This is a genomic window from Rhodoferax sp. U2-2l (assembly GCF_020594515.1).
Classification (GTDB): domain Bacteria; phylum Pseudomonadota; class Gammaproteobacteria; order Burkholderiales; family Burkholderiaceae_C; genus Rhodoferax.
Genome location: NZ_JAJCTH010000003.1, coordinates 249,226 through 268,905, shown reverse-complemented (window position 1 = coordinate 268,905; position 19,680 = coordinate 249,226). Strand labels below are relative to the sequence as shown.

Annotated in this window: 15 protein-coding genes and 1 pseudogene; 4 read left to right on the top strand and 12 right to left on the bottom strand. The window is 63.4% G+C overall.

Translation table 11 applies throughout. The features are described 5' to 3' along the window. Nucleotides 1-51: 51 nt before the first annotated feature. Genes LHU53_RS04365 through LHU53_RS04345 form a run of 5 tightly spaced genes read right to left on the bottom strand, consistent with a single transcriptional unit; the run spans nt 52 to nt 5,314 of the window. The gene (locus tag LHU53_RS04365) at nt 52-705 is read right to left on the bottom strand and encodes a thiol:disulfide interchange protein DsbA/DsbL (RefSeq protein WP_227330863.1); all 654 of its coding nucleotides are present in this window, start codon (nt 703-705) and stop codon (nt 52-54) included. 9 nt (nt 706-714) lie between these two features. Beyond that, nucleotides 715-1,341, bottom strand: coding sequence for an SPOR domain-containing protein (locus tag LHU53_RS04360; RefSeq protein ID WP_227330862.1), 627 nt, complete (start codon nt 1,339-1,341; stop codon nt 715-717). 33 nt (nt 1,342-1,374) lie between these two features. Beyond that, entirely contained in the window at nt 1,375-3,072 is a 1,698-nt protein-coding gene (gene argS, locus LHU53_RS04355; protein WP_227330861.1) for an arginine--tRNA ligase, read from the bottom strand. Between the two features lie 58 nt (nt 3,073-3,130). Continuing rightward, on the bottom strand, nt 3,131-4,066 hold the full coding sequence (locus tag LHU53_RS04350; RefSeq protein ID WP_227330860.1) for a LysR family transcriptional regulator: 936 nt from the start codon (nt 4,064-4,066) through the stop codon (nt 3,131-3,133). Nucleotides 4,067-4,096: 30 nt separating this feature from the next. Next, nucleotides 4,097-5,314 (bottom strand): CaiB/BaiF CoA-transferase family protein, encoded by a 1,218-nt coding sequence (locus LHU53_RS04345; protein WP_227330859.1) that lies wholly within the window; start codon nt 5,312-5,314, stop codon nt 4,097-4,099. Nucleotides 5,315-5,538: 224 nt separating this feature from the next. Here LHU53_RS04345 and LHU53_RS04340 point away from each other — a divergent pair, with 224 nt between their 5' ends. From LHU53_RS04340 to LHU53_RS04330, 3 genes are read left to right on the top strand one after another with little or no spacing between them, the layout of a single operon-like run. Continuing rightward, entirely contained in the window at nt 5,539-7,791 is a 2,253-nt protein-coding gene (locus tag LHU53_RS04340; protein WP_227330858.1) for a malate synthase G, read from the top strand. Nucleotides 7,792-7,799: 8 nt separating this feature from the next. Further along, nucleotides 7,800-8,042 (top strand): cysteine-rich CWC family protein, encoded by a 243-nt coding sequence (locus LHU53_RS04335; RefSeq protein WP_227330857.1) that lies wholly within the window; start codon nt 7,800-7,802, stop codon nt 8,040-8,042. Then, the gene (locus LHU53_RS04330; protein WP_227330856.1) at nt 8,039-8,263 is read left to right on the top strand and encodes a hypothetical protein; all 225 of its coding nucleotides are present in this window, start codon (nt 8,039-8,041) and stop codon (nt 8,261-8,263) included. The genes LHU53_RS04335 and LHU53_RS04330 overlap by 4 nt, the downstream gene beginning before the upstream one ends. Before the next feature lie 39 nt (nt 8,264-8,302). Here LHU53_RS04330 and LHU53_RS04325 read toward each other — a convergent pair whose 3' ends face one another. Further along, nucleotides 8,303-10,261, bottom strand: a complete 1,959-nt coding sequence (locus LHU53_RS04325) for a FimV family protein (RefSeq protein ID WP_227330855.1) — start codon at nt 10,259-10,261, stop codon at nt 8,303-8,305. A gap of 236 nt (nt 10,262-10,497) precedes the next feature. Between LHU53_RS04325 and LHU53_RS04320 the strand changes: the two genes are divergently transcribed. Continuing rightward, nucleotides 10,498-11,436: a class II glutamine amidotransferase gene (locus LHU53_RS04320; protein ID WP_227330854.1), complete on the top strand. Its 939-nt coding sequence runs from the start codon at nt 10,498-10,500 to the stop codon at nt 11,434-11,436. On the opposite strand, the gene gshB is transcribed toward LHU53_RS04320, so the two are convergent. The 6 genes and pseudogenes from gshB to holA all read right to left on the bottom strand — a co-directional run bounded on the left by gshB (nt 11,376) and on the right by holA (nt 19,605). Beyond that, a complete protein-coding gene (gshB, locus tag LHU53_RS04315; RefSeq protein ID WP_227330853.1) occupies nt 11,376-12,332 on the bottom strand; it encodes a glutathione synthase in 957 nt (318 codons plus the stop codon). The two genes, LHU53_RS04320 and gshB, sit on opposite strands and share 61 nt — an antisense overlap. 68 nt (nt 12,333-12,400) lie before the next feature. Further along, nucleotides 12,401-13,627: pseudogene (locus tag LHU53_RS04310) on the bottom strand (benzoate/H(+) symporter BenE family transporter); the annotation flags it as partial. Between the two features lie 77 nt (nt 13,628-13,704). Beyond that, on the bottom strand, nt 13,705-15,573 hold the full coding sequence (locus LHU53_RS04305) for a potassium transporter Kup (RefSeq protein ID WP_227330851.1): 1,869 nt from the start codon (nt 15,571-15,573) through the stop codon (nt 13,705-13,707). Nucleotides 15,574-15,728: 155 nt separating this feature from the next. Beyond that, nucleotides 15,729-17,024 (bottom strand): glutamate--cysteine ligase, encoded by a 1,296-nt coding sequence (gene gshA, locus LHU53_RS04300; protein WP_227330850.1) that lies wholly within the window; start codon nt 17,022-17,024, stop codon nt 15,729-15,731. 179 nt (nt 17,025-17,203) lie between these two features. Beyond that, complete coding sequence (locus LHU53_RS04295) at nt 17,204-18,502, bottom strand: glutamate-5-semialdehyde dehydrogenase (RefSeq protein WP_227330849.1); 1,299 nt, start codon at nt 18,500-18,502, stop codon at nt 17,204-17,206. Continuing rightward, the gene (holA, locus tag LHU53_RS04290; RefSeq protein ID WP_227330848.1) at nt 18,499-19,605 is read right to left on the bottom strand and encodes a DNA polymerase III subunit delta; all 1,107 of its coding nucleotides are present in this window, start codon (nt 19,603-19,605) and stop codon (nt 18,499-18,501) included. Before holA ends, LHU53_RS04295 begins: the two co-directional genes overlap by 4 nt. Nucleotides 19,606-19,680 lie beyond the last annotated feature (75 nt).

Genomic DNA, 19,680 nt, shown 5'->3' with positions numbered 1-19,680 from the left:
CTGCGCGGTACGGCCCAAGCCCGCATGACGCGCCACGCCGCTATCCGGCACTCAGCGCCCCGCGCGCACCTCCGCCACCAGAAAATTGGCCACTTGCAGCACCCGGTCCATGGCTCTGGTCATGGCTGCGTCGGTGTAAAACCGCCCGGCCACACCCAGCGCAGGCACGCCATCCACCTGATAGGCCGCCATCAACTGGTTGGCCCGACGCGCTTTGGTGCTTGTGCCAAAAGAATTGAAGTGGCTGGCAAACCGGGTTGTGTCAACGCCCTGCCCGGCAACCCACTCGGTGATGGCGCGCTCGCTGAGCAGATTCTGGCGCGCCACATGAATGGCCGCAAACACTTTGTCATGCAGTTGGGCCAGCAAACCCATGCCATCCAGGGCATAAAAAAGGCGCTGGTGCAGCAAATAACTGCTCTGGAAGGCCACCGGAACCCGTCTGAACGCCACGTCTGACGGCAATTGCCCAGCCCACGCGCCCAGCACGGGCTCAAACGCATGGCAATGCGGGCAACCGTACCAAAAAAACGCCAGCACCTCGATCTTGCCAGCGGCGGCATCCACCGGCGCCAAGTGGCCCAACGGGATGAAATCCGCACCCGCCTGCGGCACCCGGGCTTGCGCCAGCACGCTTGAAGGCAACAGACCGGCTGTGGCCAGTGAGGTGGCTGCCGCACAAAAATCACGACGATTCACAGACATGTGGGATTGTCAACGCGCCACACGCACCATGGCCGCTTCCTGACCGGCGGCTTCGAGCCGGGCCTTGGCTTTTTCGGCGTCTTCACGCGTCTCAAACGGCCCCATGCGCACGCGGTAGACCGTGCGACCGGCCTGCTCACGCTCGGTCATTTTGGTCTCGATGCCCGCCAGCGAGAGCTTGGCGCGCTGGCTCTCGGCGTCTTCCGGGCTGCGGTAGGCGCCCACCTGAACAAAATAGATAAAAGCCTCCGCCGGGCTGACTGCTTCCGATGCGGCGGCCTTGGCACCCGCCAGCTTGGCTTTGACCAGATCCCCCAGCGGGTCGGCGGTGACGGCGGGTTTGACCTCCGGCACGGCGGCATCGGCTGCCGAGGCCGCGGCCTTGGGCGGCAGAGTCTCCACCTGTTCGACGGAGGCCGGGCGCGCCGGGTTCTTGCCATACAAGGGGGCATTCGGATCCCAATCCTTGTTTTTCTGCTGCTCCACCGCGTCCTGATCGGCGGGGCGGTTCGTACCCTTGTCCAGAAAGGGCACCGGCACCTTGGTCACGTACACCGCCACCGCCAGCGCCACACCCAAGCCCACCACCAGCCCCAGCACAAATCCCAGAAAAGTGCCACCCCGTTGTTGTTTCATGTTTTGCCTTTGATACCGGTCTGTGTCCGTTGCTTACATTTTTTGCGGCGCGCTGACACCGAGCACCGCCAGGCCGTTGGACAACACCTGTGCCGTGGCCGCCACCAGCGCCAAGCGTGCCAGTTTGACCGCTTCATCATCGACCAAAATGCGCTCGGCATCGTAATAGCTGTGGTAGCAGGCCGCGAGTTCGCGCAGGTAAAACGTCACATCGTGCGGCGCAAAACCCTCAGCGGCCATGGTCAGCATCGCCGGGTATTTGGCCAGCAGCAGCATCAGCGCCTGGGCTTGCGGGCTGTCCAGCGCGCTCAGGTCAACGCTGGCCAGGCTGGCCGCGTCACCACCCCAGGCGGCCAGCACCGAGCAGATGCGCGCATGGGCGTACTGCACGTAGTAGACCGGGTTGTCGTTGTTCTTTTGCACCGCCAGATCGACATCGAAGGTGTATTCGGTGTCGGGCTTGCGGCTGAGCAGAAAGAAACGCACCGCGTCCTTGCTGGTCCACTCGATCAGGTCGCGCAGCGTCACGTAGCTACCCGCGCGTTTGCTGATCTTGACCTCTTCGCCGCCCTTGACCACGCGCACCATGGTGTGCAGCACGTAGTCCGGGAAGCCTTGCGGAATGCCCACATTGGCGGCCTGCAGCCCGGCGCGCACGCGGGCGATGGTGCCGTGGTGGTCGGTGCCTTGGATGTTGATCACTTTGCTGAAGCCGCGCTCCCACTTGGTGATGTGGTAGGCCACGTCGGGCACAAAGTAGGTGTAGCTGCCATCCTTTTTGCGCATCACGCGGTCTTTGTCGTCACCGTAGTCGGTGGACTTGAGCCACAGGGCGCCGTCCTGCTCATAGGTTTTGCCCGCATCAATCAGCCGTTTGACCGCCGCATCCACCTTGCCGCTGGTGTACAGGCTGCTCTCCAGGTAATAGTTGTCGAACTTGACGGCGAAGGCCTGGAGGTCCAGGTCCTGCTCATGGCGCAGGTAGGCCACGGCAAACTGGCGCATGCCGTCCAGGTCATTGGCATCCCCCGAGGCGGTGAATTCACGGTCATCGGACTTGACGGTTTTTTGGGCCAGAAAATCCGCCGCAATGTCGGCGATGTAGTCGCCGTTGTAGAAGTTTTTGCTGACCGGGTTGTCGGGGTCAACCGGCCAGCAATCGTCGCCCGGCTTGAAGCCCTGCACACGCAACTGGGTGCTGGTGGCCAAGGTGCCAATCTGCACACCCGCGTCGTTGTAATAAAACTCGCGGTACACGTCCCAGCCTTGGGTGGCAAACAGGTTGCAGATGGCATCGCCCAGCGCTGCCTGGCGGCCATGCCCGACGTGTAACGGGCCGGTGGGGTTGGCTGAGACAAACTCCACCAGCATGCGTTGCCCGTTGCCCGCCTGCTTGCCGTAACAGGACGTTTGCGCCAGCACCTCGCGCACCACTTGTTGTTTGGCGGCGGGTTTGAGTTTGATGTTGATGAAGCCGGGCCCGGCAATGTCCAGCGCATCGACCCAGGTCTGGTACGGCACGGTGGCTTGCAGTGCGGCACAGAGCTTTTCAGCCACCTGGCGCGGGTTGAGCTTGAGGGGTTTGGCCAGTTGCATGGCGGCGGTGGTGGCTAGGTCGCCATGGGCCGCCACTTTGGGCGACTCGAAGGCGGCGCGGGCGCCAGCACCCGGTGACAAATCTTCCAGCGCCAGGCGCAGGGTTTCCAACAGATCGGTTTTGACAGTAAGCATCGGGCGATTTTAGAGGGGCGGGTGACGCCGCCTGACGGCTGGGCCAGGGTGGCCGGTTTCAGGCGGCTTTCTCGGTCGTCGAATGGGCAAACGGCAGGTGGGCAAATTGCTGCTTGAGGTAATCCACCCACAGCCGCACCCGCAGCGGCAGATGTTTGCGCTGGGGAAACACGGCGTACACCCCGTTGGGCGGCGCGGCAAAAGCTTCCAGCACCGGCACCAATAACCCGGCAGCCACCTCGGCCTGCACCTCCCAGGTGCTGCGCCAGGCAATGCCGTAACCCGCCAGGCACCAGTCAAACAACACTTCGCCATCGGAACAACTCATCGGGCCACCGGGTTTGAGGTGCACCACCTCCACCCCCGCGCCCTGCGGCAGCGAAAACGCCCAGCCCCGCGTTTGCGCGGCGTCGCTGGACAGCGTCAGGCAGTCAAACCGCGCCAGATCGCTGGGGTGCTGCGGTATGCCATGGCGTTTCAGGTAAGCCGGGGCGGCCACACACAGGCGCCGGTTGTCGGCCAGGCGCACACTGACCAGGCTGGAGTCGGGCATGTCACCGACCCGCACCGCGCAGTCAAACCCCTCGGCGCTCAGGTCCACCACGCGGTCACTCAGGTTCAGCGCAATGCTGACCTCCGGGTACAGTTCGCGAAAACGCGGCACCAGCGGCGCCACATGACGACGCCCGAAACCGGCCGGCGCCGTCAGCGCCAGGTGGCCGGTGGGTTTGATCCCGCCCGCAGACACACGGGCCTCGGCACTGGCCAGCCCGGTCAGCAGGCGCTGGCAGTCCTCCAGAAACGCGCTGCCTTCCTGCGTGAGGGAGACGCGCCGGGTGGTGCGCAACAGCAGCTTGACGCCCAGGCGCTCTTCCAGCGCATCCAGCCGGCGCCCGATGATGGCGGGCGCCACACCTTCGGCTTTGGCCGCCGCGGTCAGGCCACCGCGCGCAGCCACATTGACAAAGGTTTCCAGCTGTTTGAGCTTGCTCATGCGAACCGGGTCCGGCACATCGCCAAGCGACTAAGCCACCGCCCGGGCGGCGCGCAAGGCCTGCACCTGGTCAGGCCCCAGGCCCAGCGCGGCCAACAGTTCATCGGTGTGTGCACCCAAGGTGGGCGGGCTCAAGCGCACGCCGAGCCGGTGACCACCCAGCGTGAAAGGAAACAGCGCGGCCTGGGTGGTTTGGCCAGCCCGCTCGCCGTCGGGCAAGGTGATGTCGGCCAGGCCGCCAGTGGCCAGCAGGTGTTCGTCGTCAAACAGTTCCTCGGGCTTGCGGATCGGCGCGTAGGGCAGCTGGTTGGCTTCCATCACCTGCGCGATCTGGGTGGCGCTGTAGTGCGCCAGCCGCTCACGCAGCAGCGGCAACAGTGTGGGGCGCTCACGCACCCGGTCGTTGTTGCTGGCGTAACGCACATCGGCTTTGAGGTCCGCCAGGTCGAATACCGCACAAAACGTGGCCCACTGGGCATCACTGACCGCAGACAGAAAAATCTGCTCGCCGTCTTTCACGGTAAACACGTCATACACGCCCCAGGGCGAAATGCGCGCGGGCATGGGGGCCGCGGCTTGGCCGGTGATGGCGTACTGCAGCATGTGCTGGCCGACCAGAAACACGTTGTTCTCGAACAGTGCGCTTTGCACCTCCTGGCCGCGCCCGGTGATGCCGCGCTGGATCAGCGCACCCAAAGCGCCGATGGCACCAAACAAACCGCCCATGATGTCGTTGACGCTGCTGCCCGCGCGCAGCGGGTCACCCGGGCGCCCGGTCATGTAGGCCAGGCCACCCATCATCTGCACCACTTCATCCAGCGCGGTGCGGTGCTCGTACGGGCCGGGCAGAAACCCCTTGTGGCTGACATAGATGATCTTCGGGTTGACTTGGGACAAGGCCACATAGTCCAGCCCGTACTTGACCATGGTGTCGGGCTTGAAGTTCTCCAGCACCACATCTGCACTCTGGGCCAGCTGGCGTGCCACGGCGGCGCCTTCGGGCTGGTGCAGGTTGATCGCGATGCTTTTCTTGTTGCGGTTGAACATCGGGAAAAACCCCGCTCCGGCGCCCAGCAGGTGGCGGGTGCGGTCCCCCTCCAGGGGCTCGACCTTGATCACCTCGGCGCCCATGTCGGCCAGCACCATGCCGCAGGTCGGGCCCATCACCATGTGGGTGAACTCCACCACCCGCAAACCGTGCAACGGCAAGGCGGATACGGGGACAGCTGGTTCGGTGGCGTGGGTCATGGGGATGCTGGGTGTGACAGGCAGGGTGGCAGGCTGGGCTGACAGGATTATTTCCCAGTCCGGTCGCGCTGGGTGGATTACCTCCATTTTTGTCACAGCTGCGCGATGATGCATCCACGCAATCCAACCGGCAATGTTCCCTAAAATGGTGCTCAACAGGTGACCACCACCGGGGCAGGCTTGCCACCCAGCCGCCAGAATTTTTCAACTCCAACCGCACCATCATGACCGAACGCATCACCCGACATCGCCTGCAAGTGGCCAGCAACCTGTGCCAGTTCATCGACACCCAAGTGCTGCCCGGCACCGGCGTGACACCTGCCAAATTCTGGAAGGGGTTCGATGCCATCGTGGCCGATCTGGCACCAAAAAACATCGCCCTGCTGGCCGAGCGGGACCGCTTGCAAAGCGAGCTCGATGCCTGGCACACGGCCAACCCCGGCCCCATCGCCGCGGGTGATCACGGCCAACCGAACGACATGGCGCACTACCGCGCGTTCCTGGAAAAAATCGGTTACCTGGTGCCGGTGCCCGACAAAGTTCGCATCAGCACCAGCAAGGTGGACGCCGAGCTGGCCAAACAAGCCGGTCCGCAACTGGTGGTGCCGATCCTGAACGCCCGCTACGCGCTCAACGCCGCCAATGCACGCTGGGGCAGCCTGTATGACGCCTTGTACGGCACCGATGTGATTGACGAGGCCAAGGGCTGTCAAAAGGTCGGCAAAAAGGGCGGCTACAACCCCAAACGCGGCGCCAAGGTGATCGAATACGCACGTTATGTGCTGGACCGCTGCGTGCCCCTGAAGAAAGGCTCACACATCGACTCGGTGGCCTACAGCATCAAGGGCGGCAAGCTGGCGGTGAAACTGGCCGACGGCAGCAACACCAGCCTGGAAGACAACGACCAGTTGGTGGGCTACCAAGGCGAGGCCAAGACACCTTCCAGCGTGTTGTTTGTCCACCACGGCCTGCATCTGGACCTGATCATCAACCGCGCCACGGCCATCGGCGCCAGCGACCCGGCGGGCGTGTCTGACTTGGTGGTCGAGGCGGCCCTCTCCACCATCCTGGACCTGGAAGACTCGGTCGCCGCGGTGGACGCCGACGACAAGGTGCTGGCCTACAGCAACTGGCTCGGCATCCTCCAAGGCACACTCACCGAAGAAGTGGCCAAAGGCGACAAGACCATCACCCGCGGCCTCAACCCCGACCGCCTCTACACCGCGCCCGATGGCAAAAAGCCGGTGCGCCTGCATGGCCGCAGCCTGATGTTTGTGCGCAACGTCGGCCACCTGATGACCAACCCGGCCATCCTCTACACCGACAAGGCCGGTGAAGTGCGTGAGATTCCCGAAGGCATCATGGACGCGGTGGTCACCACCACGATTGCCATGCACGACCTGGCCAAGACCAAAAAAGACGCGATTCGCAACTCGCGCAAGGGCTCGGTCTACATCGTCAAACCCAAGATGCACGGCCCGGCGGAAGTGGCGTTTGCCAATGAACTGTTTGGCCGCGTCGAGAAGCTGCTGGGCCTGCCGGAGAGCACCGTCAAACTCGGCATCATGGACGAAGAGCGCCGCACCAGCGTCAACCTGAAAGCCTGCATTGCCGCTGCCGCCAGCCGCGTCGCGTTCATCAACACCGGCTTCCTGGACCGCACCGGCGACGAGATGCACAGCGCCATGTTGGCCGGCCCGATGGTTCGCAAGGCTGACATGAAAGCCAGCACCTGGATCCACGCCTACGAGCGCAACAACGTGCTGGTGGGTTTGCAATGTGGTCTGCGCGGCAAGGCCCAAATCGGCAAGGGCATGTGGGCCATGCCCGACCTGATGAAAGCCATGCTCGAGCAAAAAATTGCCCACCCCAAGGCCGGTGCCAACACCGCCTGGGTGCCCAGCCCCACCGGTGCCACGCTGCACGCCCTGCACTACCACCAGGTGCTGGTCAGCGACGTGCAAAAAGACATTGAAAAAACCCACGCCAAACGTGATGCCCAGAGTGAACACGACGCGCTGCTGACCGGTCTGTTGCACATCCCGGTCGCGCCCGCCCCCACCTGGAGTGAGGCCGAGAAACAGCAGGAACTCGACAACAACGCCCAGGGCATCCTGGGTTATGTGGTGCGCTGGGTGGACCAGGGCGTGGGCTGCTCCAAGGTGCCCGACATCCACAACATCGGCCTGATGGAAGACCGCGCCACGCTGCGCATCAGTAGCCAGCACATGGCCAACTGGTTGCACCACGGCGTGGTGACCGCGGCCCAGGTCAAGGAAACCTTTGAGCGCATGGCCGCCGTGGTGGACGCGCAAAACGCGGGCGATCCGCTCTACCAACCGATGGCGGGCCACTTTGACACCTCGATGGCCTACCAGGCCGCGTGTGACCTGGTGTTCAAAGGCCTGACCCAACCCAGTGGTTACACCGAGCCGCTGCTGCACGGCTGGCGCTTGAAGGTGAAGGCAGCGGGCTGACCTGGCACATGGATCGGCCCACCGCCATGCCCCACCAAGCGCCACCGCCAGCACCCCAGCCGGGTCTGTGCCCGATTTGCGGCCAGCCCAACGCCTGCGCGATGGAGGCTGAACGCGTCACCGGCGTCAAGCAGCCGCCGTGCTGGTGCACCACCGCCAGTTTCAGCCCCTCTCTGCTGGACCGCATTCCGGCGGCCGCACGCCACACCGCCTGCGTTTGCGCGGCGTGTGTGGCAGCCAACCCGGCATGAGCTGGCTGGACAAAGCCCCGCTGTGGGTGGTGGTGGCGCTGGCGGTGTGGATGGCGGTTGCCCCGATCGCCCCTGAGCCGCATCTGATCGACAAACTGCGCCTGCTCAGCCAGGGTGCGCTGGTGCGCCCACTGGACGTGTTTGACTTGTGCCTGCATCTGGCGCCGATGCTCCTGCTGGCGCTGCGGCTGTGGCGGCAATTTGGGCCCGGCAAGCGCTGAGCGGTTGACGCCCCTCCCGGCGCCGCCCGGCCGCAAGGGTCAGCGCAAGTCGGGGAAAGGCAAGTCGCCGCGCCCGTCAGCCGACGGGGCCTTTGGCTTGGACGCGCTGCTGGTGTCTTCCGCGGATGGAAACGCCAGATCCAGATCCAGACCCGGCGAGAGCGTTTCGGCCACCGACACCGGCTTGGCATCCTCTTCTGCCGCCCGGCCACGCATGTCCATCACCATGGCCATACCCGCCAACTCGGCCGGGCCGGTGCTCTGACCGCCCAGACCCGAATAGTTCGTCATCTTCCAGGGCGAGTCAGACGTCACCTTTTCGGCCACGGCATGCAGCATCAGCAAATCACGGAAGGCGGGCAGATCGAATGACATCTGCATGGGCGCTGCGTCGTTGCGGAAAATGCAGGCCTCCAGGAACGCGATGGCTTCGATGTTGGGCCAGAACCGCGCCAGCACAGCCAGCGGCTCGGGGTAGCTCAGCAGGTCACGGCCTTCCAGGTTGAACGCAGGAAAATCGGGCACCACACCGTTGAAAAACCGGTTGAACGCCGCCCGCAATTCGCGGAAATCAGACTTCAACCCTTGGGCGTGGTACTGCGTCAGCAAGTCCAGATACACCAGCGGGTTCGGGTCCTGGCTTTCCAAAATCTGCTTGCGCAACACATTCAAGGCCCGATCGGTCTGCCCCAGTGAGACAAAAAACTCGGCCTGCTGGCGGATGTCTGACACGCTCTCGGCGTTGATGTTGTGGGTCATGGCAAACCCATCCGCTGGCGGCAGCGCCATCGGCGGCGTCACGGACGGCGGCGCATCGGCGGGCGGCAGACTGGCCAGGTCAATGTCCAGGTCCACATCAGACTCGGCGGTCACGGCATGTGGCCGGTCCACCTCCACGGTTGCCAGCGTCGGCAGCACCGTCGCCGCGGGCGCCGGGAAAGCGGACGGTGGCGCGTTGGCAACCGTTTGCGTCGTGCCGTCTTGGCCCTGCTGCCACCAGGCCTCGTCGTTCTTTTTGGCGGCCTGCTGCTTGCGCAGCACCCAGGCCAAGGTGGCCAGGCAAAGCGCCAACAAGCCTGACAGCAGGTAAAACCAGGTCAGCGGAACACGCTCGGCTTCGGCCTGGCGCAATTTGGTCTGAAATTCCGTCAGACTGGCTTCGTTTTTTAAAGCCAGCTCTTTGAGGACCTTGATATCGTTCTGCAAAGCCTCCATGCGCAGGGCCTGCTGCACCGCCTCTTCACTGGGGGCCGAGGCAGGCACCGATGCCGGCGCAGAAGCAGGTGCCGCCACTGGCATCGGTAAGTCACCCTGGACGGGCAACACCAGGGACTGGTCCAGCTTCAACACAGGTTTGGTCTGCTCCGGCGCTGGCCTCGGCTTGACCGGGGCCGCTGCGGGCTTGGGTCGCTTTTTAACGGGCGCAGCTTGCTGGGGTGCCACCGGCCTGGCCAGCGCTGCGTCCGCCTGAACCCGGTTCGGCGCCGAGGTGGGCGCCGCCTGGGCCTGCGCGACCGATGCCCCGGCGCCAGCTGCGCTTTGCGGTGGCATGCTGGACGCACTGGACGCCAATGGCATCAAATCGACGGCCGACGGGGCTGACGCCTTGGGCAAATCTGGCGCCGGAAAGTCCGACAGCAAGACGTATTGGCGAGACATGGGGCTGCCGCAGATGGACCGCAGCACCACGGTCACCACCGGCTCAGTCACCGCAGCGGCAGACCGGATGCGCACCATGGCGGGCGCAGACCCGGTGCTGGTCTGGCTCACCGTGATCAACGGGCTCAGCTGCTGCGACTCGGCAAACAGCACCTCGGCCGACAGGCAGGTCGCCAGCACGTCTTCACCGGCGCCAGGCACGACCGGCACGGTCACATCCAGCGAGCGACCAATCACCGCACTACCTCGCAGATCACCCAGCGTGAAGGCGTGACCGGTTGACGCGGCTCCAGTTAACACTGCCAACAAGGCGACAAAATAACTGACTCTGTTCTTCAAGACAGCATTTCCACGTTGTAACGATTGACGCATCGAAAAAGACCCGGTAAGCAGCCAGCGAAGGCCAACTGGTCTGACAAAAACTCACCTTGACGGCGATTTGAAAGCATACTCGCAAGACGTCTTGATTTTGTACCGTCTTTTCCCATCCAAGCAGAACATAGCAGGAAATCGTTAAGCTTTGCGCCTTGGAGCAACATTTTGTCAGTCAGCACAACGCTATTGAATCGCTCACCATGTGCCAATTACTCGGAATGAACAGCCACCTGCCGGCCAGCCTGACGCTGAGTTTCACCGGCTTCGCGCAGCGCGGCGGCGGCACCGCCCACCACGGCGACGGCTGGGGCATTGCTTTTTTTGAAAGTGACGACAGCCGCCCCGGCAAAGGGGTGCGTCACTTTGTCGACAAATGCAGCGCCGCCGCCTCGCCGATAGCGCAGATGCTCAAAAATTACCCGATCAAAAGCCACAACGTGGTAGCGCATGTGCGCAAGGCCACCGTGGGGCAGGTCACGCTGGAAAACACCCACCCGTTCGTGCGCGAGTTGTGGGGCCGTTACTGGGTGTTTGCCCACAATGGCGACCTGAAAAACTATGCACCGCACCTGCACGGCCATTTCAGGCCGGTGGGCAGTACCGACAGCGAGTTGGCGTTTTGCTGGCTGTTGCAGGAGCTGGCCAAATCCCACGCCAGTGTGCCCACGGTGGACGAACTCACCCGCACCCTGCAAGAGCTGGTGCCGCAGATCTCAAAACACGGCACCTTCAATTTTTTGCTCAGCAACGGCCAGGCACTGTGGGCGCACGCCACCACCCACCTGTGTTACGTGTTGCGCGCCCACCCGTTCAATCAGGTGCATCTGAAGGACGATGATGTGACGGTGAACCTGGCCCAGCTCAACAGCCCGGCAGACCGGCTGGCCATCGTCGTGACCGAGCCGCTGACCACCGATGAAGACTGGACGCCTTTTGCCCCGGGCCAACTCAACGTGTTTGTCGACGGCACCCTGGCGCACTGCAGCTGCCAGTGCGCCGCCCCGCCGCGCCCGGCGCCCATCACCGACCCGCTAGGGCCGGTGCCGGTGGTGGCTGCCGGACCGGCGCCGCGTTGTATTCAGACCTGTGCCGCTTCCAGCGCCTGCACAAACATCGCCGCCACGTCAAAGCCGGTCTGATCAAAGATCTCCTGGAAACAGGTGGGGCTGGTGACGTTGATCTCGGTGAGGTGCTCACCAATCACGTCCAGCCCGATCAACAACAAGCCGCGCGCCGCCAGCACCGGGCCAATCGCTTCGGCGATCTCGCGGTCACGCGCGGTCAAGGGCTGCGCCACCCCTTTGCCGCCTGCTGCCAGGTTGCCACGCACCTCGCCGCCTTGCGGAATACGCGCCAGGCCATACGGCACCGGCTGGCCGCCAATCACCAGCACCCGCTTGTCGCCCTGGGCGATGGCAGGCAAAAAGGCTTGCACCATCACGGTCTCGGCGCCCTCCTTGTTGAGCGTTTCGATGATGGCGCCCAGGTTCAGGCCATCTTCCTTCACGCGGAAGATGCCGGTGCCGCCCATGCCATCCAGCGGCTTGAGGATGATGTCCTGATGTTCGGCGTGAAAACGGCGGATGTCCTGCGCATCACGCGTGACCAGCGTCGGACCGATGAACTGCGGCCACTCCAGAATCGCCAGTTTTTCCGGGTGATCGCGCAGCGCGCGTGGCTTGTTGAAGACGCGGGCGCCCTCGCGCTCGGCCTGCTCGAGCAGGTGGGTGGCGTAGAAGTACTCCGAGTCAAACGGCGGGTCTTTGCGCATCACCACCGCGTCAAAGTCCTTTAGTGCGGCCGCTCGCTCGTTGGGTGCTTGCTGCAGCGCGGTGAACCACTGGGGCGTTTGGCCGGTGAGTGTGATGTCTCGCACATAAGCGGTCACCGGCGCGCCACGCTGCCACATGATGTCTTTGGGTTCGCAAACACTCAGGGTGTGGCCACGTTTTTGCGCCTCGCGCATCATGGCAAAGGTGGTGTCTTTGTAAATTTTGAACGATTCGAGCGGGTCAGCGACAAACAACAACTTCATGGAAACATCACTTTCTAAGTGGCCCCGAGGGGCGCAGGAGGCAAGGAAACGACTGCCGTGCGCGCGTGTCAGCGCGGCGGCAGGTCAAAGTGCGATTTTCCAACCCTTTGGATCAACAAGGCCAAGGCACCCGCAATCACCCCCCAAAACGCCGAGCCGACACCGGCAATCACCACCCCGCTCAGGGTGACCAGAAAGGTGATCAGGGCGGCCTCGCGGTGAAAGTCGTCCCGCAGCGCGGTGGTCAGTGCCGAGCCGATGGTGCCCAGCAGCGCCAGCCCGGCAATCGTGGCAATCAGTTCCTTGGGAAACGCCGTGAGCGCGCCAGTGATGACCGTGCCAAACATGCCGATCAGGATGTACAGCGCGCCGCACGACACCGCGGCGGTGTAGCGTTTGTCCGGGTCCGGGTGGACCTCGCGGCCCATACAGATTGCGGCGGTGATGGCGGCCAGGTTCAGCGCATAACCACCAAACGGCGCCAGCACCAGCGTGACCAGGCCGGTCAGCGTGATCACCCCCGACACAGGAATGCCGCGCTGGTCAGTCGTGCGGCCATAACCTGCGGCGTTAATGACCGCCACCCCCGGCAGGTTTTGCGAGGCCATGGTCACCACAAACAGCGGCAGCGCCAGGCTGATGACCGCACTCCAGCTGAACTGCGGCAGGGTGAATACCGGCATCGCCAAGCCAAATTGCACGCTAGCACCCGTGAATCCAGAGGTCATCGCTACATAGGCAATAGCAACCAGCAAGGTCACAGGCACCGCGTAACGGGCCAACCAGCGTTTGCCCGCCAGGTAGGTCAGCAGCATGATCAGCACCAGCGGCAGGTTGGTTTGTGCTGCGGTGAAAGCCTGCATGCCAAAGCGCGCCAATACGCCAGCCAGCAAGCCCGAAGCGATCGCCATGGGCAGGTGGTTCATGGCGCGCTCAAACAAGCCGGTGACCCCCACCAGGGTGATCAGCGCAGCACACACCATGAAGGCGCCCACCGCTTCGGCCATGCTGAAGCCGCCCGCGACACCCGCCGTGGCCAACACGGCGGCGCCGGGGGTGCTCCAGGCCACCATCACCGGCTTTTTCAGGATCAACGACGGCACCGCGGTGCACAAGCCCATGCCCCAGCCCAGCGCCCACATCCAGGACGTGATCTGCACAGGTGTGGCCCCGAAGGCCAGCGCCGCCTGGAACACGATGGCCACCGAGCTGGTGAAGCCCACCAGCACAGCCACAAAACCGGCGGTGAAGGCGGCGGGGGAAAGATCTTTGAAAAAGCGCATGACTTGGTTCTGGCGAAGCGCTGAACTTTACCTTGCCCAGGCCGCCAGCCGACCCGACCGGGCGAAACCGCCCACCCACCCGTCAGGGCTCAAATCTCGATCTTGCTGCCCAACTCCACCACCGCGTTGCTCGGCAGGTTCAAGAACCCCGCCGCGCCGCTGGCGTTGAGGTGCATCTGGGCGAACAACTTTTCGCGCCACAAGGCCATGCCGCTGCTCAGCGAGGGCGTGACGGTGTCGCGGCTCAGGAAATAACTGGTGGTCATCGGGTCCAGATCACAACCCCGGCCTTTGAGGCTTTGCAGGGCTTTGGGCAGGTCGGGGTCGTTCTTGAAGCCGTAGTTGACGATCACCTGCCAGCAGTCGTGCCCCAGGGACTCGATGCTCACCCGTTTGTCCATGCCAATCCACGGCACCTCATGGCTGACCACGGTGACAAACAGGTTGGTCTCGTGCAGCACCTTGTTGTGCTTGAGGTTGTGCAGCATCGCGTTGGGCACGGTGCCGCTCTCAGCGGTCAGGAAGACGGCGGCACCGGCCACGCGGGTGGGCGGGCTGATGAACACCGCCTCCAGGAAACTGGTCAGGTCAATGGCGTCCTGTTTGAGTTTTTGCTTGAGCAGCCGTCGGCCGTCTTTCCAGGTGAGCATCACGGTGTAGACGCCACCGGCGATCAGCAGCGGGAACCAGCCGCCGTCGAACAGCTTGATCATGTTGGAGGTAAAAAACGCCATGTCCACCACAAAGAACCAGCTGGTCACGCCAACGCACAGCCACAAGGGGTATCGCCAGGCATATCGGACGACAAAAAACGTAAGCACCGTGGTGATCAGCATGTCCAGCGTCACCGCAATGCCATAGGCTGCGGCCAGGTTGCTTGATGTCTTGAACAACACCACAGCCAGCACAATCAGCACAAACAGGCCCCAGTTCACAAACGGCATGTAGATCTGGCCGGTTTCCTTGACGCTGGTGTGCCACACCTGCAAGCGTGGCAGGTAGCCCAGCTGGATGACCTGCTTGGTGACCGAAAACGCCCCGGTGATCAAGGCCTGCGAGGCAATCACCGTGGCCAGCGTGGCCAGGCCCACCAGCGGCAGCAGCGCCCAGTCGGGGGCCATGTTGAAAAACGGATTTTTCACCGCGCTCGGGTCACTGAGCAACAAGGCGCCCTGGCCAAAGTAGTTCAGCGTGAGGCAAGGCATGACCACGGTGAACCAGGCCAGGCGGATCGGCTTCTTGCCAAAGTGCCCCATGTCGGCATACAGCGCCTCGCCCCCGGTCACACACAACACCACCGCCCCCAGAATGATGAAGGTGACGCCCGGGTTGTTCCAGGTAAATAACCAGGCATGGTGCGGGCTCAGCGCCCACAAAATCTCGGGGTTGTGCCAGATGTGCGACACACCCAGCACCCCGATGACCACAAACCAGGTCAGCGTGATCGGGCCAAAAAACTTGCCAATGTCAGCCGTGCCGCGTTTTTGCACAAAAAACAGCGCAAACAAAATCAGCAGGGTCAGTGGAATCACCGCTTTTTTGAAGGTAGGCGACACCACCTCCAGGCCTTCCACCGCCGACAGCACCGAGATGGCCGGGGTGATCACGCCATCGCCATAAAACAGGCAGGTGCCAAAAATGCCCACATACAACAACACACGCCGCAATTTGGGCTTGTCGACGACCGACTGGGACGCCAGCGCCAGCATCGCCACCAGACCGCCCTCGCCGTTGTTGTCGGCGCGCAGCACCAGCGTCACGTATTTGAGCGAGATGATGACGGTCAGCGTCCAGAAGAAGATGGACAGCACGCCCATCACGTTGTCGGTGGTGAACGGCACATGGCCAGAGCCAAACACTTCCTTGACCGCGTAGAGCACGCTGGTGCCGATGTCGCCATACACCACACCAATGGCGCCCAGGGTGAGTGCGCGCAGAGACGTTTGAGAGTTTGTCAAATCACCACTCAGCCTACCAACAGGCCGGGCTCCATGTCATGAGAGGGCGCCATTTTGCGCCTGAAAGCCGGGCAGGCGCTGCCAACGATCTGACACAGACTTGATCTGACTCAACGTTTCCTGACCGCCTGTGGCGGCAAACCCACACGTCAGGCTTAGTCGTAGACCTCGGCCTCGGGGTCGGTAGCCTCCAGTTCGTAGCTGGCGGCCAACATGGCCAGGCGGCCCACCACGCCGTACATGTAAAACCGGTTGGGCAGGCTGGCGCCGGGCTTGATGCCCGGCTGGGGCAACTGGGTGCTGTGCTCAAAAGCCAGCGGCACGTAGTCCGAGCCGGGCGCGTTGAGCGCCTCATCCACCCCGCGTCCGGCGTGCACGCGGTAAAAACCACCCACCACATACCGGTCCATGGTGAAGATCACCGGCTCGGCCACCGCGTCATGGACACGCTCTTGCGTCATCACCCCTTCTTGCACCATGAAACCGTGTGGCGCCAGCGGGGTCTGCCGGTTTTTGGCCAGGGCTTGCGCACGGTCGGCCAGGGCCTGCATGTCCCTGGCGTCGCGCACCGTCACCACGCCCAACTCGTGCGTGCCGTGGTCGGCCTTGACCACCACAAACGGCTTCTCCTTGATGCCGTATTCCTTGTACTTGCGCCGCACCCGGGTCAGCACCACGTCCACCTGGCTGCGCAGGCAGTCCAGCCCGCTGTCCTTGTCCAGTTCCACCTCGTCGCATTTGTCAAACAGCGGGTTGATCAGCCAGGGGTCGACGCCCAACAGTTTGCCCAGCCGTTTGGCGACTTCTTCGTAGGCTTTGAAATGTTTGCTTTTGCGCCGGGTGGGCCAGCCCGCGTGCAACGGTGGCAGCAGGTACTGCTCGTAAATCTCTTCCAGAATGCCCGGGACACCGGCGCTCAGGTCATTGTTGAGCAGGATGGTGCAGGGGTCAAAGTCTTTCAGGCCCAGACGGCGCCTGCCGCGGATGACCGGCTCCAGGGTGACGGATTCACCGTTCTGCAGCTCGATGGTGGTGCTTTTCTTGAGTGCCGGGTCAATGGAGCCCAGCCGCACATTCAAACCCGCCATGTTGAAGATGCGCCGCAACTGCGCCAGGTTGTCCAGGTAACTCGGGCTGTGCGGCCCGTTGCTGGGGATGACCAGCAGGTTGCGCGCCTCGGGGCAGATTTTCTCGATGGCAGCCATGGCAGCCTGCACGGCCAGCGGCACCATCTCCGGGGTGAGGTTGTTCCAGGCGGAGGGAAACAGGCGGGTGCTGACCGGCGAGAGCTTGAAGCCGGCGTTGCGGATATCGACCGAGCTGTAAAACGGCGGCGTGTGCTCCATCCACTCCAGCCGGAACCAGCGCTCAATGGCGGGCATGGAGTCCAGCACGCGCTGCTCCAGTTCATTGATGGGGCCTGTCAAGGCGGTGATGAGATGAGGAACCATGGAAAACCTTGCGAAAGAGTTGCTTTTATTCTAGGGCGGGCCTGTGTCGGCCAGACGCGCATCAGACGTAGATGTGCAAACTTTCACTCAGTTCCCGTCCGGGCCAAATAGTTCCAGAACACCACCTGTCAGGTCAGTGTGCCAGCGCACGGTCTGGCGCGCCCGTGGCCGTCAACGGTTCAGGTCCGCACTTCGCCCTGGCCCAGCACCACGTATTTGAGGGAGGTGAGGCCCTCGATGCCGACCGGGCCACGCGCGTGGAACTTGTCGGTGCTGATGCCGATTTCGGCACCCAGCCCGTACTCAAAGCCGTCGGCAAAACGGGTGCTGGTGTTGACCATGACGCTGCTGGAGTCCACCTCGCGCAAAAACTGTTGGGCATGCACATGGTCACGCGTCAGGATGGCGTCGGTGTGGTGGCTGCTGTACCGGTTGATGTGGGCGATGGCCTCCTGGACCCCAGCGACGATCTTGATGCTGATGATGGGTGCGAGGTATTCTTCAGACCAGTCCGCCTCGAGCGCGGGCACCAGCTTGACGGCTTCGTTCTGGACAGCTGCCTGATCAGACTGCAACAAGGTCAGCGCCTCGGGGCAGCAGCGCATCTCGACGCCTTTGGCCGCGTAAATGCGGGCGATCTGCGGCAAAAACTCGGCCGCCACACCCCGCGCCACCAGCAGGCTCTCGGTGGCGTTGCAGGGGCTGTATTTGTTGGTTTTGGCGTTGTCGGCCACTTTCACGGCCAAGGCGATGTCGCACGGGTCGTCCACATAGGTGTGGCAATTGCCATCCAGGTGTTTGATGACCGGCACCTTGGCGTCGCGGCTGATGCGCTCGATCAGGCCCTTGCCACCGCGCGGAATGATCACATCCACAAACTGCGGCATGGTGATGAGTTGGCCGACCAACTCGCGGTCGGTCACTTGCACCAGCTGCACCCCGTGCTCGGGCAGGCCGCTCTCCGCCAACGCCTGCTGCACCAGCCGCGCCAGCGCCTTGTTGGAGTCGATTGCCTCGGAGCCGCCGCGCAGGATGCAGGCGTTGCCACTCTTGATGCTCAACGACGCGGCTTCAATCGTCACATTCGGGCGGCTCTCGAAAATCATGCCAAACACCCCGATCGGCACCCGCATCTGCCCGACACGGATGCCGCTGGGCTGCTCCTTCATTCCGATGATTTCGCCAATCACATCGGCCATGGCGGCGAGTTGTTCACAGCCCTGGGCGCAGGTCTCGATCACCTTGGGGGTGAGCTTGAGCCGGTCCACCATGGGGGCGGCCAGACCCGCGGCCACCGCGCGGTCAATGTCGCGGGCGTTGTCGATCTGCAGCGCGGCCACGTTGGTCCGCAGCAGCTCGGCCAGGCGGCGCAAAGCTTTGTTTTTGATCGCTGCTGGCGCTTTGGCCATCAGGACCGAGGCCTGTTTGGCCTGAGCACCCAGCGTTTGGGCGTAGTCGGGGAGGTTGATCGCGTTCATCGGGCTATTTTGGCACGCGTCGCCTCAGGCATGGCCGCCTTGACCGGCTTCCCCGCCCCCACCGCGCACAGACCACACAGCAACATCGCCAGCCGACCCAGCGCCGCCCAGGGGTCGTTGGGCCAATCGGGTTGCCTCAATCCTTTGACGATGCCGTCCACCAAATGCGCGCTTTGCAGCAGTTGCGCCAGCGCGGCGTCGCTCAGGCGCGGCAAAACACGCTCAAACAAACGCTCCTTGTTGCCCCAGATACGCTGTTCACGCAGCGCCATCGGCAGTGGTGTGCCGCGGTTCATGGCGTCTTTCACACGTTTGAGGGCGCGGATGTCCTCGGCCAGGGTGTAGTGCACCAGCACCTCGGCCTCGCCCTCGGCTTGCAGGCCGTCGAGCATGCGCTGCACCCGCGTCGCCTGGCCGGCCAGCACCGCTTCGGACAGCTTGAACACGTCGTAGCGCGCCACATTGAGCACGGCGGATTCGATCTGCGCAAAGCTCAGTTCACCAGCCGGGTGCAACAGCGCCAGTTTTTGGATCTCCTGGTGCGCGGCCAGCAGGTTGCCTTCCACCCGGTCGGCAAAAAACTGCAGCGTGCGCTGGCCCTCTTCGCCCGCTGCCACACGCTGGGCTTGGGCCGCCAGCCGTTGGGCAATCCATTGCGGCAGCGCGGCGCGCTCGACCGGACTCACTTCCAGCGTGATGCCGCCTTCCAGCGCGGCAAACCAGGCGGTGGCCTTGGTCATTTTGTCGAGGCGGGGCAGGATCACCAGGGTCAGCGTGGCGTCGTTGCCGCGCGACTGCTCCACCAACTGTTGCAGCGCCACGCTGCCTTCCTTGCCGGGTTTGCCGCTGGGGATGCGGATTTCGACGATCTGTTTGTCGGCAAACAGACTCAAAGACCCACAGGCGGCCAGCACCTCGCTCCAGTCAAAGTTGGCACCGCTCACGGTGTGGGACGTGCGCTCGGTGAACCCTTGGGCGCGGGCGGCGGCGCGGATGGCGTCCAGCGCCTCACCAATCAGCAGCGGCTCGTCGCCATGCAAGGTGTAAAGGCTTTTGAGACCTTTGTTCAAATGCGCGGGTAACTGGGACGGGCTGAGTTGCATGGAACCAGTTTAGCCTGCCCCTATCGCCAGGGGTCTCAGGCCGGGTTGGGACGCAGCGGCATCGACCTGGAACAG

What these genes read in the sequence shown, in the direction of transcription:
- LHU53_RS04365 (WP_227330863.1), bottom strand. Translation starts at nt 705, where the DNA reads ATGTCTGTGAATCGTCGTGATTTTTGTGCGGCAGCCACCTCACTGGCC.
- LHU53_RS04360 (WP_227330862.1), bottom strand. Translation starts at nt 1,341, where the DNA reads ATGAAACAACAACGGGGTGGCACTTTTCTGGGATTTGTGCTGGGGCTG.
- argS (WP_227330861.1), bottom strand. Translation starts at nt 3,072, where the DNA reads ATGCTTACTGTCAAAACCGATCTGTTGGAAACCCTGCGCCTGGCGCTG.
- LHU53_RS04350 (WP_227330860.1), bottom strand. Translation starts at nt 4,066, where the DNA reads ATGAGCAAGCTCAAACAGCTGGAAACCTTTGTCAATGTGGCTGCGCGC.
- LHU53_RS04345 (WP_227330859.1), bottom strand. Translation starts at nt 5,314, where the DNA reads ATGACCCACGCCACCGAACCAGCTGTCCCCGTATCCGCCTTGCCGTTG.
- LHU53_RS04340 (WP_227330858.1), top strand. Translation starts at nt 5,539, where the DNA reads ATGACCGAACGCATCACCCGACATCGCCTGCAAGTGGCCAGCAACCTG.
- LHU53_RS04335 (WP_227330857.1), top strand. Translation starts at nt 7,800, where the DNA reads ATGGATCGGCCCACCGCCATGCCCCACCAAGCGCCACCGCCAGCACCC.
- LHU53_RS04330 (WP_227330856.1), top strand. Translation starts at nt 8,039, where the DNA reads ATGAGCTGGCTGGACAAAGCCCCGCTGTGGGTGGTGGTGGCGCTGGCG.
- LHU53_RS04320 (WP_227330854.1), top strand. Translation starts at nt 10,498, where the DNA reads ATGTGCCAATTACTCGGAATGAACAGCCACCTGCCGGCCAGCCTGACG.
- gshB (WP_227330853.1), bottom strand. Translation starts at nt 12,332, where the DNA reads ATGAAGTTGTTGTTTGTCGCTGACCCGCTCGAATCGTTCAAAATTTAC.
- gshA (WP_227330850.1), bottom strand. Translation starts at nt 17,024, where the DNA reads ATGGTTCCTCATCTCATCACCGCCTTGACAGGCCCCATCAATGAACTG.
- LHU53_RS04295 (WP_227330849.1), bottom strand. Translation starts at nt 18,502, where the DNA reads ATGAACGCGATCAACCTCCCCGACTACGCCCAAACGCTGGGTGCTCAG.
- holA (WP_227330848.1), bottom strand. Translation starts at nt 19,605, where the DNA reads ATGCAACTCAGCCCGTCCCAGTTACCCGCGCATTTGAACAAAGGTCTC.